This is a genomic window from Xenorhabdus mauleonii (assembly GCF_900113945.1).
In the GTDB taxonomy this organism is placed as follows: domain Bacteria; phylum Pseudomonadota; class Gammaproteobacteria; order Enterobacterales; family Enterobacteriaceae; genus Xenorhabdus; species Xenorhabdus mauleonii.
In genome coordinates, this window is sequence record NZ_FORG01000003.1 from 161869 (window position 1) to 180104 (window position 18236).

At 43.5% G+C, this 18236-nt stretch carries 16 protein-coding genes and 1 tRNA gene; 10 read left to right on the forward strand and 7 right to left on the reverse strand.

What is annotated here, in order from left to right:
* The first annotated feature begins 2 nt into the window (after window positions 1-2).
* From tssI to BM100_RS03855, 7 genes are all read left to right on the forward strand, one after another.
* Window positions 3-2018 carry a type VI secretion system tip protein TssI/VgrG gene (gene tssI / locus BM100_RS03825; RefSeq protein WP_092508112.1) on the forward strand — a complete coding sequence of 672 codons (2016 nt, stop codon included), beginning with the start codon at window positions 3-5 and terminating at the stop codon, window positions 2016-2018.
* The gene (locus tag BM100_RS03830) at window positions 2015-2512 is read left to right on the forward strand and encodes a DUF4123 domain-containing protein (RefSeq protein ID WP_092508114.1); all 498 of its coding nucleotides are present in this window, start codon (window positions 2015-2017) and stop codon (window positions 2510-2512) included. Before tssI ends, BM100_RS03830 begins: the two co-directional genes overlap by 4 nt.
* Entirely contained in the window at window positions 2509-2856 is a 348-nt protein-coding gene (locus tag BM100_RS03835; RefSeq protein WP_092508116.1) for a hypothetical protein, read from the forward strand. Before BM100_RS03830 ends, BM100_RS03835 begins: the two co-directional genes overlap by 4 nt.
* Before the next feature lies 1 nt (window position 2857).
* Window positions 2858-3475: a restriction endonuclease fold toxin 5 domain-containing protein gene (locus BM100_RS03840; RefSeq protein ID WP_092508118.1), complete on the forward strand. Its 618-nt coding sequence runs from the start codon at window positions 2858-2860 to the stop codon at window positions 3473-3475.
* An 11-nt stretch (window positions 3476-3486) separates the two neighbouring features.
* Window positions 3487-4203, forward strand: coding sequence for an Imm52 family immunity protein (locus BM100_RS03845; RefSeq protein WP_092508120.1), 717 nt, complete (start codon window positions 3487-3489; stop codon window positions 4201-4203).
* 3 nt (window positions 4204-4206) lie between these two features.
* The gene (locus BM100_RS03850; protein ID WP_092508122.1) at window positions 4207-4470 is read left to right on the forward strand and encodes a PAAR domain-containing protein; all 264 of its coding nucleotides are present in this window, start codon (window positions 4207-4209) and stop codon (window positions 4468-4470) included.
* A gap of 83 nt (window positions 4471-4553) precedes the next feature.
* A complete protein-coding gene (locus BM100_RS03855; protein WP_092508124.1) occupies window positions 4554-5051 on the forward strand; it encodes a hypothetical protein in 498 nt (165 codons plus the stop codon).
* A gap of 539 nt (window positions 5052-5590) precedes the next feature.
* Here the strand turns inward: BM100_RS03855 and BM100_RS03860 are convergent.
* The 4 genes from BM100_RS03860 to BM100_RS03875 all read right to left on the reverse strand — a co-directional run bounded on the left by BM100_RS03860 (window position 5591) and on the right by BM100_RS03875 (window position 10003).
* Entirely contained in the window at window positions 5591-8029 is a 2439-nt protein-coding gene (locus tag BM100_RS03860) for a toprim domain-containing protein (protein WP_092508126.1), read from the reverse strand.
* Between the two features lie 107 nt (window positions 8030-8136).
* A complete protein-coding gene (locus BM100_RS03865) occupies window positions 8137-8343 on the reverse strand; it encodes a helix-turn-helix transcriptional regulator (protein ID WP_038240319.1) in 207 nt (68 codons plus the stop codon).
* A 154-nt stretch (window positions 8344-8497) separates the two neighbouring features.
* Window positions 8498-9754, reverse strand: a complete 1257-nt coding sequence (locus tag BM100_RS03870) for a tyrosine-type recombinase/integrase (RefSeq protein WP_092508128.1) — start codon at window positions 9752-9754, stop codon at window positions 8498-8500.
* A 164-nt stretch (window positions 9755-9918) separates the two neighbouring features.
* A tRNA-Leu gene (locus BM100_RS03875) sits at window positions 9919-10003 on the reverse strand.
* Window positions 10004-10386: 383 nt separating this feature from the next.
* Here BM100_RS03875 and ampH point away from each other — a divergent pair.
* Both ampH and BM100_RS03885 read left to right on the forward strand, forming a co-directional pair.
* Window positions 10387-11604 (forward strand): D-alanyl-D-alanine-carboxypeptidase/endopeptidase AmpH, encoded by a 1218-nt coding sequence (gene ampH / locus BM100_RS03880; RefSeq protein WP_092508130.1) that lies wholly within the window; start codon window positions 10387-10389, stop codon window positions 11602-11604.
* Between the two features lie 990 nt (window positions 11605-12594).
* Window positions 12595-13059, forward strand: coding sequence for a GNAT family N-acetyltransferase (locus tag BM100_RS03885; RefSeq protein ID WP_092508132.1), 465 nt, complete (start codon window positions 12595-12597; stop codon window positions 13057-13059).
* Between the two features lie 176 nt (window positions 13060-13235).
* Here the strand turns inward: BM100_RS03885 and BM100_RS03890 are convergent, their stop codons facing one another.
* The 3 genes from BM100_RS03890 to lptF form a co-directional block, all read right to left on the reverse strand.
* Window positions 13236-13784, reverse strand: coding sequence for a hypothetical protein (locus BM100_RS03890; protein ID WP_092508134.1), 549 nt, complete (start codon window positions 13782-13784; stop codon window positions 13236-13238).
* 376 nt (window positions 13785-14160) lie between these two features.
* Window positions 14161-15237 (reverse strand): LPS export ABC transporter permease LptG, encoded by a 1077-nt coding sequence (gene lptG, locus BM100_RS03895; RefSeq protein ID WP_092508136.1) that lies wholly within the window; start codon window positions 15235-15237, stop codon window positions 14161-14163.
* Complete coding sequence (gene lptF / locus BM100_RS03900) at window positions 15237-16337, reverse strand: LPS export ABC transporter permease LptF (RefSeq protein WP_092508138.1); 1101 nt, start codon at window positions 16335-16337, stop codon at window positions 15237-15239. Before lptF ends, lptG begins: the two co-directional genes overlap by 1 nt.
* 280 nt (window positions 16338-16617) lie before the next feature.
* Here lptF and pepA point away from each other — a divergent pair, with 280 nt between their 5' ends.
* The gene (gene pepA / locus BM100_RS03905) at window positions 16618-18126 is read left to right on the forward strand and encodes a leucyl aminopeptidase (protein WP_092508140.1); all 1509 of its coding nucleotides are present in this window, start codon (window positions 16618-16620) and stop codon (window positions 18124-18126) included.
* Window positions 18127-18236: the final 110 nt, after the last annotated feature.

Below are 18236 nucleotides of genomic sequence, written 5' to 3' on the forward strand. Positions count from 1 at the left end.
ACATGCAAAAAAGTGGATTACGTTTTCTTTGCCGGATAGGCGATTTCCCCGAAGGAACGTTTGCCGTGGCAGACTTTACTCTGCGGGAAGGGCTGTCTGACCTCTTCACCCTGAATCTGACACTGGTTCAATCTTTGCCTGCCAACCCGTTTAAACCCAAGCCGGAAATCGATTTAACCGCGCTGTTGATGCAGGAAGCCGTGTTGCAAATTTTCTACGGAGAGGCAGAACAACGGAAAATTACCGGGATTATTTCCCATGCTGATTGGTGCGGCACGGATGGCAACAAAACGCTGTATACTTTCACTGTGCGCCCTTTCCTCTGGCGGCTGACGCTCAATCAGGACAGCCATATTTACCACCGTCAGAATGTGCCGGATATCCTAAACCTGTTACTGAAAAAACACTATGTTCGCGCCGATTCGCAACTCGAAGATCCCCATCACAGCCGGGAATACACCACCCAGAAACGGGAGTCGGACTATGCTTTCTTCTGCCGACTGGCGGCCGAAGAAGGGATCAGTTTTTGGTTTGAAGATGAAACGCTGTTTTTCAGTGACAGCCATCTGGGGATGACGGCCAATCTACCGCTGCAATACCAGCCTCAGCCTGACACCGCCCACGGGCAGGATGTGATTTATCAGGTACGTCTTGGGGTCGGCATGGCACCTAAGCGCAGTATTCACCGAGATTACAACCCGGACAGGCCACTTTCTCCGGTGTACCAATTGAAGAGTAGCCCGGAATATCAGGCATTAGGCTCACTCACCCCCTACACCATTTACGAGAGCTACGGACGTTTCCAGCAGGAAGCTGAAGGCAAACCGTTCGTGAAATACCGCCACGAAGCGCTGAAAAACCAGACGCAACGGGGTAATGGGCAGAGCAATTGCATCAAACTGCGGCCGGGCAAAATCTTCGAAATCGAAAATCACCCCCATACCCCGCTCAATACCCGTTGGCAGGTTATTGAAATCAGCCATCATGGGCGTTGCCCACAGGCATTGGGAGATAATAGCGGCGAAGGCACCACGCTCAGCAACGATTTCAGCTTTATCGACGGTTTTGCCGACTGGCGACCGCCGTTTCATTACAAGCCACTGGCAGACGGTGATGAAAGCGCCACCGTTGTTGGGCCGGAAGGTGAAGAAATCTTCGTCAACAAAGATGGGGCGATTAAAGTGCATTTTCACTGGAACCGTTACGATAAAGCCGATGACAGTGCTTCCTGTTGGGTGCGTGTCGCACAGGGCTGGAACGGTAACGGTTTCGGTTTTATGGCAATCCCACGTATCGGGCAGGAAGTGATTGTTTCCTACCTCAATGGCGATATTGATCGTCCAATCGTCACTGGTTGTGTCTACAATGGCCTGAACCGCCCGCCTCTGGATTTACCCTCCGCCAAAACCCGTACTACCTTTAAAACCAAAACCCATAAGGGCGAAGGCTTCAATGAGCTGCGCTTTGATGATGCCAAAGGCAGTGAAGAAGTGTTTATTCATGCGCAGAAAGACATCAAAGCGCAGGTACTCAATGATGAAACTCACAATGTGGGTCATAACCGGACACACCATATTAAAAATGACGCCCATTTACGTATCGATAATGAGTATCGCGTACAGGCAGGCAATGATATTTCGCTGTCAACCGGGCAAAAGCTCCATATCAAAGCCGACGATGCGCTGTTAACCCAAAGTGGCAATGAAATTCATTTGAGTTCTGGAACTAAAGTGGTGATTGATGCCGGTTCTGAATTGACCATTCAAGCCGCTGGCCATTTTCTAAAAATTGACGCAGGCGGGATTACTAGCAGCGCTGCCGTTAATATGGGGAGTGGTTCACCGGGCAATGGTTCAGGTTGGGGCGGAAAATTACCGGATATGTTAGATAAACTGTCATCCATTAATGTGGTCCAAGCGGAAAAAGTGTTAGTTACCCCGCCAGAGAAAATTTGTATTAGTTGCTTGATGAAAGCTGCATTAGGCGGTTCTGCCATGGTTATCAGGGGGCAATCATGATTTCAGTGTCACAGGAAAAATGGCAGGAATATCAAAAAAATCATCCTGATATAAAAAGGTATGCGTTGGTTGATGGCTTACAGTATGAACGCCTCTTTGATGAAGAATTAACTTATCTTGCAGGGTTGAATAATCCGCTGTTTCGTCAATTTCCGGATTCGGAGATCGCCTTTGCCGGGCCGTGGCTGTTTGACATCACACACGGTACGGTCTTAATGGAAAAATTTTTAACATTGGAAAAAACTTTTCCTGCGGTTTCATGGGTGTATACGCCACAGTCGTTGGATGCACTGACCCGTCATTTCGAACCCTACTTGAACGTTCAATTGGAAAGCGGCGAAACAGCCCTATTACGTTTTTACGATCCGCGCATTCTGCATCAAATTCCAGATATTTTTAACCAGGAACAGCTAACCGCATTCACACAATCGATTGATGAATGGGAATATTGGCTAAATGGTCAGTTTTATTCTGTGAAAGGAGCACAACGATGATAAAACTCAGTCAGGAACAGGTCGGCAAATTTATTGATGCAGAAGACGAAGCTTATATCACTGACGTCCGAAAACAAATTCAGTCAGAACATGCTGAATTATTAGTCAGAGATGAAAGCGAACAAAGCCTGCATAAACGACTAAAAGACGCGTATCTGGATTTGATTGATATGGGGTTTAAAGACGAGAAATTGATACGCTCTTACCTCTATTTTGTGGCGTTTAATCGCAATTATCATGCATCCCCTGAAATTAAAAATATGTTGAAAGCCGGTGCTAATCCAGAACAGCAATACCGTGATTATCTGTTAATACTAGATAATTTAATGAAAAGGAAACATTAAGATGCCAGTACCTTTAGTTCTTGCTGGCCCTGCGATTTTGGCAGCGGCTGAATATACTTTAACAGCCCTTGCTGGAATAGCCATTGGCACCGGCGTGGCTGTAGGAATCAATGAAGCAACAAAAGACAAATCCGACGAACAAGACAAAGCAAAAGCCGAAACGGAAGCAATCACATCATCTCGTACTAAATGTAAGGAATGTCCCGCTATTGGGAAAGTTATGATGGTTTGGGAAAGCACTAATGGCCGATCAGCTTTAGCTATTTCTTATCAAGCACTAATAAGTAAAACAATTTACGATGCAAATTTATCTAGGATTGAATCATGGAATTGTTTAAGTGTAAGCTTTGATGGTTGGCAACCCTCTAATTGTTTATTTCTCGAAGCTAAAGCTAAATATGATAATTTCTTTAAAAACGGTATACCTATGGGATGGTGGGAGGGGCAGTTCTCTATGATGTCTCAAGCAGAAAAACAACAAATGGTATGTTCTTCATTAAACGCTATTCCAACATCTCATTGGCATTTTTTACAACCAATAAGTTTTGCTTATTACGCAAGAGCATTTTCTAAATTTCCAAACATTAAAGTGTTTCATACCCCCTTAACAATAGATTAATAGGACAATATATGATTATTGTATCATTAGAAATAAGATTATATTTTGATTGGAAAGAACCATTAACTCCAAAAATAGCTCTTGCAGATTTACATAACATTACTCAACAATTAAATACATTTTTCAATCGGCATAAAACGTGGTATTTACCCGGAAATAGCCGCAAAGAGGCTTTACTTCATACTGTTTTTAATGACCAAGGAATAACGGAAGAAGCGATACAAGCATTTGAAAAAGGTTATACAGAAAAGAATCCCATACTTATAAAAGGAATTTGGGATGGAGAAAATGATGAAAGCTCAATTCAATATCAGAACTATCGTCGTGATCGGTTAGGGCAAACAGAAATAACGCTTAATATAAATATTGATAAAAAAGATTTTAAATTATCAAGTTTAATAGAATTTATTAAAAACTTGGTTTTAAATCGATCGCTACCTTATGTTCTGATTGAAATTAATGGATATTCATTATATGGAAAACAAGTATTTCCCGATCGTTTAAGCGCAGGTTGGATGCTATATTTACCTACAGAAATTGATCCAGCTTTAGTGTCAATGGCAGAAGAAATTTTATCTATCTCTGATAAGGAAGACCAAATTGGTACATTAATTATCACCACAAAAGAAATCTTTGATATAGAAAATAAAGAGCATATCAATAAAGCCAATGATATCGAAATTTGCTTACGGGATTTGCAGTTACTACCGTTGCTGAGTGAGGTATAAACTATGTCAGGCAAAGCGGTTATTCGATTAAACGACATAACAGATCATGGTGGTCAGGTTATTAGTGCTATCGATGGTTATGTTTATCAAGGTGTACCTATTGCCGCTAAAGGTGATTTAGTCGCCTGCCCAAAATGCAAAGGAACCTTTCCGATTGTAGAAGGAAGTAGTAATTTAAAATATCAAGGAAAAAATATTGCATTGGAAGGTATGCAAACCGCCTGTGGTGCAAAATTGATCGCCAGCCAGAACGGATTTTGCGCTTGATATCGTGTTGTAGTCATCAGCTATGAGTTTATCAGCTCATAGTTGATGTTGAATTTATACAATAAATGCCGAAGAGAAATAATATGAGTGACTCCTATTTAATGTTCGTACCTAAAGACCCTTCCTATATTCCAGAATCGTCAGCAATGGATGCTACAACTGAATATATTAATACACTGAGAAGAAAGCCGGCGAGGCATTTTGCAGGGATACCTTATATTGAGCATTATGTTGGTGAAGATATAGAACTGTTTCATGGTATGGAACTTTTTAGAATACCTTCATGCCGATGCTGTAAAAGTAATATTACAGAATGGTGGAATGAAAAAATGGATTATATTTGGCATCAAGAATCAAGGCTGGGAAAAATCCATACAAAATGGCCTGTTCCTTGTTGTGGACAAACACTATCGCTTCCTGAGTTAGATTACCAGAACTGTGGCGCGTTCGGTTGCTATGCCTTGATATGCAATGACAGAGAAATGGAGCTTGTCCACACGGAAGAAGGGTTGCAGTCAGTTATCAATACAGTTGAGAAATTATTGAAAACTCCCGTCAATATCGTTTGGCGATATATATAATGATGCCATTATCGAAGATTTTACGCTGGATTAGCAGAATCTAGAGCAGCTTAGGTTTAAAACCTCAAATTAATTGCCAGTTAGGAAGATCTTCTTACTTCACCGAACATAAATATCTTGGCTTGTTTAACACGACACTGACGCGCTACGCTTGTCTTCTCTGATTTATCTGGCTAATACATTAACCAGATAAATCAGAGATCTTGAAAAATACTATACCCGCCAGAAAAATCATTTTTATTTAACCCCCTCCCTATTAAAGAATTAGGAATAAAACTGTTCACCCTGTTCACCTCTAAATTTTTTCAATTAAATTCATATCGTTAGAGGGTGATGACTTGAAAGCAAACTCATCACCACTCTTCACTCAACCCTTCACCCTTAAATCTGAAAAAGGTGAACAGGGGTGAAGACTTGTGAACAGTTTAAAAATAACTGTTCACCCTTCAATATATTGATATATATGATTTAAATTACAGAGTGAACAGTAGTGAACACTTTTTTATATTTTCCCAAAAAACTAATTAAAGTGAAAAAAATTATTCTTCTGGCAGGCTATCCCTTGCCAATTGGGGCATCCATTCGATAGCCGTGTCGATATTCAGGTTCAGATTGCTGCGAATGCCTTGTTTACTTTTCTTGCGCAGGTAATGCTGACTGTATTCGGCCAATGCACCGGGCATATCCATACCGAATCGGGTCACAGAAACCGGCTTGTTTAGGTTGTTGCCTTTCATATAGGCAAGGTAGGCGTGATAGAGGTATTTACGGGGATTGAACGGCACGATTTCCGCATTGCCGATTAGCAGGCCATCAGCTTCATGAGAAGCCACCAGATAACCGCAAAAATCGACCAGTGGATCTGTACCCCGTTTTATATCTAGCGCCTCGCCAGATTTTTGTTGCGCTGCCAATAGACATCTAGCAGTGTGTGGATCTGCAAACCGATGAAGCAGTTGCCGGATAATGACCGGCAGTTCTGCCGCAATTTTGTCCCGGAGAAGCGGATCACGTTCATTTTCCGGCACCACTTCGGAAAAATTGAAAATCACCCGACGCCGCGACACTCCGCCACTGCGATCACTGAAACTCATGGCGTTATTGTTCACCGCCAGCACCACAGCCGGAATGCGGGTTGAATAGGGCTGTTTGTGCTTCGGGTCAATGGCGACTTCATCCCCGCCTGTAATGGCTTTGATACCGGAGCCATCGCCCACATAGCGGGTCTGGTCGGGCAGAATAATTAACGAATACCCGACAATCAGCGCACGATCCCGTGGGTTTTCCAGTGCGGCCATACTAGCGGAAACGGTATTGCCTTTGCCTGCCAGCATTGAACAAATTTCAGCAAAGATACTTTTGCCGCTGCCCCCAGCTCCGGTGACTTCCAGAAACAACTGCCAGTCGTAACGGTTTGCCAGTACCATAAACAGCGCAGCCAGTACTCTTTCGGCTTTGCTTTCACAATTAGCAGTTGCTCGATTGAGCCAGCGCCAGAACTGAGGTGCATGGCTTTGCAGGGTTTCCCCCGAAACGGGGGAATTGAATTCAACGTCGTTAGCAAGCAGCAGCCAGTCATGTTTGTGATGCGGCCGGAACTGGCCGATGTTCAGGTCAAACACGCCATTACGGAACCCGATTAAATGGCGCTCTGGTGCGTCCATCATGGGAAGCTGTAATTTCAGGGCATCCACGGCAGCACTAATACCATGCGGTGAGTACGGCATTTTTTCTTCCATAAAAGCCGCCACCATTTCTCGCTGTAAATCGCGGTTACTGACCGGACACCAGACAATACCATCATAGTGATGAACGGTTTCCGAAGCGCCATCCAGAGCCAAATCGCCGTCATAGCGTGCCAGTAACACTTCTCCGCGCTGGCTGGCTCCCATCTGACATAAGGTCAGTTTTGACGATTCGGCATCATTGGGCTGAATGACTGCTTTTTTTGTCGCTGATACCGGTTGATAAAGCCCCTGAGCAAACGCCAGCTTTGCCGTTTCTACACCGTGTTGTTGGCGGTAGTCGTCCCAATCGGCTTTATATTCTGTCGGTGGCAATGTGATCCAGCCATTCACCGCAATAGCCGCTTTTTCTGCCGAGATTTTGCCGGTATTCACTTTCGGTTTACCGTTTTTATCCAGTTCGCCGGGGTGATGCCAGTCGTTATCGGCGGCAAGAATGATTTTCGTGTCCGGCCAGCGTTCTCTGACTGATTGAGCAACGAAGAACAGATTGCCTGCGTCCAGTGCTGCTAGAACAGCGCCGTTACAGAGTTGGTTAACCGTGAGTGCTGTGGCGTAACCTTCGGTAATGATGGCCGTATCGGGACGTTCTTCCAGCGCTGACAGAGCAATAAACGCGCCTTTCTTCTGGCTACCAGTAAGTAATTTTTTCTCGCCATTCGATTTGATGATCTGCGCCCCTGTGACTTTTCCGTCCAGTGTTGTGAGTCGCAACACCGCTGAATTATCGGGCAATAATCCCTGATTAGGGCAATGCAGTCCCTTTGCGGCCAGATAGGGCGATTGTCCGACAACAGTTTGCGCCATCAGTGCTGCCACTCTTTCAGCAATTGGTTGAGTTGTTTGAATGGTTTTTCTGGCTGGTTTGGGTTCGGGCAAAGGTAATGCCAGTACATCCGCAACGATTTTCGCTGCCTCAATGATCGAAATTCCTTTGGTTTTTGCCACCAAATCCAGCCCATCGCCATAATTTGGGGTGTCACACTGGCGACAATGCCAGTTGCCATGATGATGATCGTCAATAAAGTGAAAACGGTCAGTACCGCCGCAGATCGGGCAGGCACCATGTTTGTCTTTTGCCGGAATATCAATACCACAGGCAGGCAGCAGATTTTCCCAATGATACATGGCGGATTTTTTCACGGTTTGGATCAGGTCGAGTGTTTTTTGACGCGCTGTCTTATCTGAAGATGTAAATTTAGGGTGAGTTTGGGTATGCTGTATATCAGCCATCATCGTTACCTCGTATAACGGTTGTTGGTCAGACGCTCCGGTTGTGTTCGCGCACTCTGGGGCGTTGTTTTTTATATTACGTGTTTTATGTCATGTTCTTTTAGGTGTTATGCTGCCCGTGATCCTGCAATACGTTGTGCAATCCAATTATCAATTTCTGATTCAATAAACGCGACTGAACGAGAACCGAGTTTGACTTGTTTCGGAAACTCTCCATTGCTAATCAATTTGTAAATCCACGCCTTGCTATAACCCGTTCTACGTTGAACTTCCGGCAAACGAATAAGATTTTCTTTCGGTGCTGTCATTGTCATATTTTTTCTCCTGTTACCGAGTCCTTGAGCGCTCATCGTGGACGTTGTTTGATGACAGGAGGATTATTTAAGAACTTTTATTAAATTAATAGGGTTAATTCTTTTTCCAAAAAATATAATTGATTGCTGATTTTGCCATCCATTTTTTGCTATTCTAAACGGTTTTTGCAAAATCATATGGTGTTATATGTTTTTCCCTATTTGCATCCAAGTAATCAGCCCACCACTGCACCATTAGCCGCCGTTCATCCAAATGTTTAGACGTGTGAATATATGCCGCCCTGACGTTATTTCTTTCGATGTGGCTTAACTGGCGCTCGATTGCATCATCACTCCATAGACCAGATTCTCCCATAGCACCACGTGCCATTGTGCGGAATCCGTGACCACAAACTTCTGTTTTAGTGTCATAGCCCATAGTACGCAAAGCATTATTTACGGTATTTTCACTCATGACTTTCTTTGGATCGTGATCGCCGGGGAACATCACTTCACTATCCCCACTCAAACCATGTAATTTTTCAATCAGAGATACAGCCTGGCGGCTCAGCGGCACAATATGTTCTGTTTTCATTTTCATACCGCGCTGGGAATGCTTAACCCCTTCAATGGGTTTTCGTGTCGCCGGTATATGCCAAACACCCCTTTCAAGATCGATTTCTTCCCAACGGGCAAATCTCATTTCACTGGAACGAACAAACGTTAATAAAGTTAGTTCTACCGCGATCTTAGTAAGTAAGCGCCCACGGTAACAAGAAAGACGAGTCAAAAACTCAGGTAGACACTCATTAGGTAGGGCAGGATGATGCTTAGATTTTACTGTGATGAGAGCGCCAGCCATATCATTGGCAGGGCTATATTCAAGAATGTCATTTTGGACTGCGTAACGCATAATGGCAGTTACACGCTGTTGTAAACGCTGAGCTATATCATGTTTGCCATCAGTATCAACGGCTTTGATAGGAGTTAACAGTTGGCTGGTTCGCAAAGTACGTACATCAAGAGCGCCAATATGGGGGAATATGTACTGTTCAAGGCTTCGCATAATCCGACCACTGTGATCTTCACTCCACCGTTTATTACTCGCGTGCCATTCGCGAGCAATATGCTCGAATGTAAATATTCCCTCCGATTCGGATTGTGCCTCTTTTTGTTCGGCTTTGGGATTAATCCCTTGAGCAAGTAATTTCTTAGCTTCGTCTCGTTTGGCTCGGGCATCAGCTAAGGACACCGTCGGGTACACACCAAAAGCCAATCGATCTTCTTTTTTATCTGTTGGACGGCGATATTTCATTCGCCAATATTTAGAACCGCGTGGAGTAACTTCCAGATACAAACCACCACCATCGGCAAGTTTATAGTTTTTTTCTTTGGGCTTAGCAGTCTCGATTTGTCGGGCGTTTAGTTTCATTTTAGGGGCACATTTAAAATCGAAGTATAGGTGCCCCTAATTATGCCCCTTGCTGCATGTTGATTGCAACGGACTACAATAGACGTCAGGATAACGAAATATCTTGATTTGGTAGGGTTTTCAGGGAATTTGTAGACTTGGGTAGACGTTAGTAAACTAACGAATGGTGCCGAAGGCCGGACTCGAACCGGCACACCCGAAGGCGGTTGATTTTGAATCAACTGCGTCTACCGATTTCGCCACTTCGGCACTGAAGGGTTCGGAGAACGGAAGTGATTATACCTGTCAGAAGAGCATTCGCAACACTTATCCTTTCAATTTTGTTCAAGCGTTGAAAAAAGAATCAGTTGCACCACTTTTTCATCATCTATGCTTAAAACTCACCCAACTTTTCACCTCAACGGCGCACGTTTCGCTTTTACTATTCTGTTCTGCCAATAGACAACCTACAAACTCCTTATATAATTCCAAACAATACACTGCAATGAGGGAAATTATCATGACAATCATCAGTTGGATTTTTACAGGCATCCTGTTGGGCCTGGTTATCGGTGCCATTTTGGCGATTTTTAAGAAAAACAAATAACGGCTTTTTCTCCCAATTAAACGCTACCTGATTGGTTAACTCAAAAATGAAAAAATGGCTATATAAACTGTGTGCGGTTTCCACCCTGACGTGGGCGCTTTCAGCTTGTGCGGATTCTGGCAATGCATACCAGAGCAGAACTCAGCAATTCAGCGCACATCCTGAAAAGTGGGAAGTTTTTGAGGGTAATGACGCTATCAAAAGAATGGCTCTTGCGTTGGTCGATCAATATTCACAATCCATCTTTGATGAAGGTAGTCCTTTAGGGATGGCAATGGTGGTGATCGATAATAATCAGGTAGTGCATCGCAGTTTTGGGGAGACTTATCCAGGAAGCGGGGTTAAACCCCGGCAAGATTCGTTGATTCGTATTGCTTCTATTACCAAGTTAATGACCAGCGAAGTTATGATTAAGCTGGCTCAACAGGAACGCATCAAGATTACCGATCCGTTGCAGAAGTATACGTATCACGGCATTAATGTGCCAAATTATGGCTCTGGTCAGCCAATCCGGCTGTATCACCTTGCAAGCCATACCAGCGGGCTGCCACGGGAACAACCGGGGGGAAAATGGGGGCGCCCCGTGTTTATTTGGCCGACTCAATCCAACCGCTGGTCTTGGCTGAAAACCGCAACACTGGATGCTATCCCCGGAACGACCGCGTCATATTCTAATCTGGCTTACGATTTATTGGCTGATGCGCTTTCCAAAGCCACCGGTGAGTCTTATTCCCGTCTTTTGAGAGAGGAAATTACTCGCCCCTATCACATGAAAGATACCACGCTGACGCCTACGCAATCCCAGTGCTCCCGTTTGATGGAGGGAATTAAGCCCAGCCCTTGCGTGAATACTCTTGCCGCCGCAGGCAGTGGCGGAATTTATTCTACCCCCGCAGATATGCAACGCTGGATGCAGCAGTTTTTATCTTCCCAGAATCAGTTGAGGAAACAGACCGCCAGCCGTGAACAGGGCATTTATTTTAAACGTGCGGATCTAACTTCAATCAGAGGAATGGATGTGGCCGGTAAAGCAGATGGCATCGGGCTTGGTTGGGTGTATATGGGTGCCAAAGACAATATCCCCGGTATTTATCAAAAAACCGGTGGCGGAGGTGGGTTCAATACTTATATGGCGATGATCCCTGAACAAAATATCGGGGTGTTTGTGGTGATGACCCGCAAGGAACAAAGTAAGTTTAGCCGTGTGACAAACGGAGTAAATGAATTAGTGGCTGCATTGGCGCGCAATCATAATCAGGTTTAGCGTAATTGACGCGATAGTAAAATAACAGACTGGGTTTCGTGTAATAGGAAACTCAGCCTGATTACCATTATTTTGTTGAAAACTGGCCTTGTGCTCAATACGAAGTAGTTTCTGCAATTATACGCGTCGTACTTCAAGGTGCATGTATTATCATCCCGCGACGCAGGATGATAATACGTTGTTTCCTGAAACTTGGAGTTAATAGAGTATATTTCAATTAATGGAATAGCACTGAATGTTCAGGATAAGAAGATCCATAAATGAAATTACCGTCTAATAATATAAAGGAGGTATTTCTAAAAAGTTGGCCGGAGTTTATTGGTTCTAGCCAATTCCCCATTTCATACATAGTTTCGTTTCATGTATGGTTTGAATAATACCGAAATTATCATTTTCAGCTTACTTCCAAAAATATGTGCCCCTATACGCCGAGTAACAAATACATCAGTATGAAATCTATAATTCATGAAAAATCATATGATATTTATCACTTACTTATTATGTAATAAATTTTATTCATTGAGTTACACTTTATATTAGATTCATTTTATTTCATTGAGAAATTAATAGAAAAATAATGCACGCTCTAGTTAATTACAGGTTTAAGATAATAATAAATCAGTGATTGATAGGCCGTTTGTCGCATAAAAAACCAAAAATAAATAATAAATAAGGCTAAAATATGGTTATAAATTATATTACTATAGTATTTGTATTGCGTTTGCTTTTATATCAAAGTGCTTGCTAATTTCTCTGGCGGTGCCCGAGATGAACATTTTTACCAAAATGTGGCAGAAATATAGCTATTACAAAACGGTGGATTTCATATTATCCCATCCATTTAATTAAATGCATTATTTTTCATCAAGTTAAAATAAATAACTCGCTTAAAAAGCGAATTAAAAAATGACAGTGAATATATTACAGGCTTTTAATTTCAGCTTTATATAACTTTATTTTTAACGGCTTTAATTAACAGGAATCTAAAAAATGAAAATGCACATTAGCAATACTCACAATGCACAAATGGAAGAATATATAATTAAAAAACTCTGGGAATATAATCATAAGCATGGCAATGTAGACCTCAATCCTCTATTTATCTCTTTCACTGATGAATACGGTCGAATAATTGCTGGGCTTGTATCCAGAACCTTCTGGGAAAGTCTTGAAATTCAATATTTATGGGTAAGTGAGGAATACCGTAAAAAAGGCCTGGGAAAACAGCTTATATTACAGGCTGAAAAAGAAGCCTTAAATCGATCTTGTCATATGGCTTATGTGGATACTTATGGTTTTCAAGCGAAAGGTTTTTATGAGAAGTTAGGTTACAAGGTCTACGGTGTGCTTGAAGGATACGCACATCATCACACTCGTTTCTACCTTACCAAGCAATTTAGCAAACCTGATTCTGGCCTTGTGATACAAGATGAAGTCACTTTACAACCACAATAATGTCTGTGTGATTATTTTCCACCGTAAACAGCACAGGTATCTACACATTTTCAAATTGGCTTATACCCTATTAACTCCAAGTTTCAGGAAGCAACGTATTATCATCCCGCGTCGCGGGATGATAATACATGCACCTTGAAGTACGACACGTATATAAGGATTATTTTCTATCATGGCTATTTATCTAGAAAGTCATTGATGTTTCGACTGGATTGCCCATTACAAAAGAATAATCGGCTACTTAACATATCTTTTATAGAGACCGGATCACAGGTCTCAAATTGTGCTTCCAAACGTTGAATACCAGTCACAAAACGTGTTCTTTCATCTACGTCAATGGAGTTAGTAGGGTACATTATTTTTGCTGTATATGATGGTTCAAAATCAGCCACCAAAGTTTGCTTTATTCCCTTACCAATATATTTACCTTGATAATCTTTTTGATAGTCAATGTGATAGTTCGCATTTGGTTGTGAATGTTTAGTACTGCTAGCGTATACATTCCTAATGATCTCGGAAGTCTCTACTTCCCCTAAATACGCTTCAATTATTACTTCAGGTAGTAATCTGGAAAATCTTTCTGCAAAAGAACCTGCGAACCATCCTTCCTTATCTGCTGAATGGCAAAATAACAAACGCATATGACGATATTTAAATATATCAGCATAATCGCATAAAATAGATTTCAAGCAGTCTGGTGATATGTTACCGATCGAAGTTGCCATATAACCAGGCAAGCCATGAGCGGATATCGTCAATCGTAGGTCATGAGGTGGCTCAGCACGCTTATCTTCAAAAATGTGAAATTCATTCGGAAAAAATTCAATCTATTTCATATGAATACCTCACAAAAACTGATAAGTGGTCTACAACTTAAATTCTTATCACTATAGTCTGAATAAGATCAAATAGTAATTTAATCTATTCATAATGATATAGAATTGGTATTTATTAAATAACATTAATATTCAATGAGTTAAATACATCAACATTATTTAGTTCAATATGATGCACTGATTTTATTGCATAAAATAAAAAATCGCCCTCACGTTTAAACGCAAGAGCGATAAGAAATATTAATGATAATTCGATTGATGACTGCTATTTTCTCTTCAAAAGCAAGTAAACACTTATCCCAAAGAATAACAGACTTGGCAAAAGCGCTCCCAGTATTGGAGGCATGCTATAAACCAGGCTGAGCGGGCCAAATATCTCATTCAGTACGTAGAAAACGAAACCCATACTGATGCCCACAACAACCCGGAATCCCATCGGCACACTGCGCAATGGCCCGAAGATAAAGGACAGCGCCATCAGCATCATCACCGCTACCGATAAAGGTGCGAAGATTTTTTTCCACATATTGAGTTGATAACGCCCGGCATCCTGCTGGCTTTGTTCCAGATAGGTGATGTATTGATGTAAACCACGGATGGAGAGTGCATCGGGATCAAGGGAAACCACACCCAGTTTTTCAGGGGTTAATTTGCTGTCCCAATCTGCGGAAATACGCTGTGAACCAGTGATTCGCCCGCCTTGATTCAAATCAGACTCTTCAACTTGAGATAATTTCCATCGATGGTTGTCTTTGTCATACACTGCCGAATCTGCATATCTTATTGATAATAATTTATTTTCATCGTTAAAGTGGTAGATTCTGACACCATTTAAGGCATTGTCTTTATTCACACTCGTAATATAAATAAAGTCATTACCATCTTTTGCCCACAAGCCTTTGGTAGTGGACATCAGCGAACCGCCATACATTTTTTGGGAACGGTAATTACGGGCAAGCTGCTCTCCCTGTGGAGCCACCCACTCGCCGATCACCATCGTCAGCAAAACCAGTGGAATTGCGGTTTTCATGACAGAACCCGCCACTTGCAAGCGGGTAAAGCCAGCAGCCTGCATCACCACCAGTTCACTTCGTGTTGCCAGCGCGCCCAAGCCCAATAACGCACCAAGCAAGGCAGCCATCGGGAAGAAGATTTGGATATCTTTAGGGACACTCAGCAAGGTATAAATACCGGCAGACAGTGCGGTGTACTCCCCCTGCCCGACTTTGCGCAGCTGATCGACAAACTTGATGATGCCGGAAAGCGATACCAACATAAACAAAGTCATCAGGATGGTATGCAGAATTGTCTTGCCGATATATCTATCCAATACCCCAAACATCATGACGCTCCTTGATTCTTAAAGCGTGAACGCAATTTGCGCATGGGTACGGTATCCCACAGGTTGAGTGCCAGGGCCAAGGCAAAATAGGCCCCGTTAACCAGCCACATCCAGAACACAGGATCGAGTTTTCCTTTGCTGCCATTGGAGCGCAGGGAGCTTTGCAGCAGGAAGAAAATCAGGTAGAGCAGCATTGCCGGCAGCATGCTGAGTATGCGTCCCTGACGTGGATTCACGACACTCAACGGCACTACCATCAACGCCATCGTCAGCACAGAGACAATTAACGTCAGGCGCCAGTGGAATTCGGCACGGGAATCATTGTCTGTGTCATGCCAGAGCTGCCCAATCGATTTTTGCTCGACTTTACTGTTATCGATGTCTGCTTTCTGGTGCCCGATAACGGCCTGATAGTTGGTGAATTCGGTAATGCGGAAGTCACGCAACATCGCGGTACCTTCATAACGCGTTCCCTGATGAAGTACCGCTATCTGATTCCCACTCGGGCTTTCTTCCATATGTCCGCCATCCGCAATTACAACGGACGGACGCTGCTCATCCGACGGATGAAGCTGGGCAAGGAATACATTCTCGAAACGATTGCCCTTCACGTTGCCGATATAAAGCACCATATTGCCGTCACGGGAAGGCTTGAACTGCCCCTCCATAATCGCCGCAAGGCTTGGATTGGCTTTTGCGTCAGCCAATACTTGTGACTGATATTTAGATGACCACGGAGTGAACCAGATAACGTTGGCAGCCGCCAGCGCGGATGTGATTAAAGCCAGAATAAGGGCTGATTTCACCAAGACACTTTTGCCCAATCCACAGGCATGCATGACGGTGATTTCGCTTTCGGTGTAAAGTTTACTGAACGTCATTAACACCCCAAGAAATAAACTCAGGGGTAAAATAAGCTGCGCCATCTCCGGCACGCCTAAACCTAACAACGATAGAACCAAATTTGCGGGAATATTTCCTTCTACTGCCGCCCCCAATACTTCAACTAATTTCTGACTGAAAAAGATCAGCAACAAGATGAAAAGTATTGCGATTTGGCTTTTTAGGGTTTCCCGTACTAGATATCTAATGATGATCACGCTTATTACGCCTGTGAAAACTTGTCTTTTTGCAGGAAAGTCGCTAACTTCGTCGTATATCTACCATTTATATGCATAAGTTTGGCTTCCTCATTGCTAAAATGATACCAAAGCATCCCATATATTGGTTCCCAATTAGAACATACTTATCGTTAGCCAAGTACCAAAAAATAATGTGTTTAGCTTAACATAACAGTTACTTTTCTTTGGGATGAATTAATGCGGAACGTGATATTTTAGCGATTGTATCCCTCTTTGTCTTTAAGATTCAGGAGAACGCATGGAGTTTAGTGTAAAAAGCGGTAGTCCGGAGAAACAGCGCAGTGCCTGTATTATTGTCGGCGTATTTGAACCACGCCGCCTTTCCCCTATCGCAGAACAGCTTGACAAAATAAGTAACGGCTATATCAGTGCCTTATTACGCCGCGGGGAACTTGAAGGCAAGGTGGGTCAAACCTTGTTGCTGCATCATGTTCCTAATGTGCTGTCTGAGCGTATTTTACTGGTTGGTTGTGGAAAAGAGCGTGAACTGGATGAGCGTCAATATAAGCAAATCATTCAGAAGACGATCAGCACCCTCAACGAAACCGGTTCAATGGAAGCTGTTTGCTTCTTGACTGAACTGCACGTGAAAGGGCGCAACAACTACTGGAAAGTACGTCAGGCGGTCGAAACAGCCAAAGAATCACTGTATGTCTTTGATCAGCTCAAGAGCAGTAAAAATGAGCTGCGTCGCCCTTTGCGCAAGATGGTGTTCAATGTACCGACCCGCCGCGAATTAACCAGCGGTGAGCGCGCCATTCAGCACGGCCTTGCCATTGCATCCGGTATCAAGGCGACAAAAGATCTGGCCAACATGCCACCCAATATCTGTAATGCTGCCTATCTGGCTTCACAGGCACGCCAGCTTGCTGACAATGCCGACAATCTGGCCACCAAGGTCATTGGCGAAGAGCAGATGAAAGAACTTGGCATGAATTCCTATCTGGCAGTGGGCCAGGGTTCACAAAATGAATCCCTGATGTCAGTCATGGAATATAAAGGCAGCAAAGATCCTAATGCGAAACCCATCGTGTTGGTAGGCAAGGGGCTGACTTTCGACTCCGGCGGTATTTCCATCAAGCCAGCAGAAGGCATGGAGGAAATGAAATATGACATGTGCGGCGCCGCTTCAGTTTATGGCGTCATGCGTGTTGTTGCCGAGCTGAAACTGCCAATCAATGTCATCGGTGTGCTGGCTGGCTGTGAAAACATGCCTGGCGGGCGTGCATATCGTCCGGGAGACATTTTGACCACCATGTCCGGTCAAACTGTCGAAGTCACCAATACCGATGCAGAAGGCCGTCTGGTGCTGTGTGATGCGCTGACTTATGTTGAGCGTTTTGACCCTGAGCTGGTCATTGATGTCGCCACATTGACCGGTGCTTGTGTTGTTGCACTGGGCAGTCACTATACCGGTTTGATGTCCAACCACAATCCACTGGCACATGAACTGATGAACGCTTCAGAACAAGCGGGAGATCGTGCATGGCGTCTGCCGTTGGGTGATGAATACACCGAGCAGTTGGAATCCAATTTTGCGGATATGGTGAATTCATGTGGGCGTTCGGGTGGTGCAATTACCGCTGGTGCGTTTTTGGCTCGCTTTACTAGCAAATACAATTGGGCACATCTGGATATTGCTGGTACAGCATGGCGTTCAGGCAAGGCAAAAGGAGCTACCGGTCGTCCGGTTGCGCTCTTGTCACAATTCCTGTTAAATCGTTCAGGTTTGAATTCTGATGATTAATGCCGCCGTTGCACATTTTGCTTCATAAAAATGTGCACAACCGCATTGAAGGAATGAGTGAAATTAAGGGTATTGCAGATGCAATACCCTTTTCCGTCACTGTTTCCCGC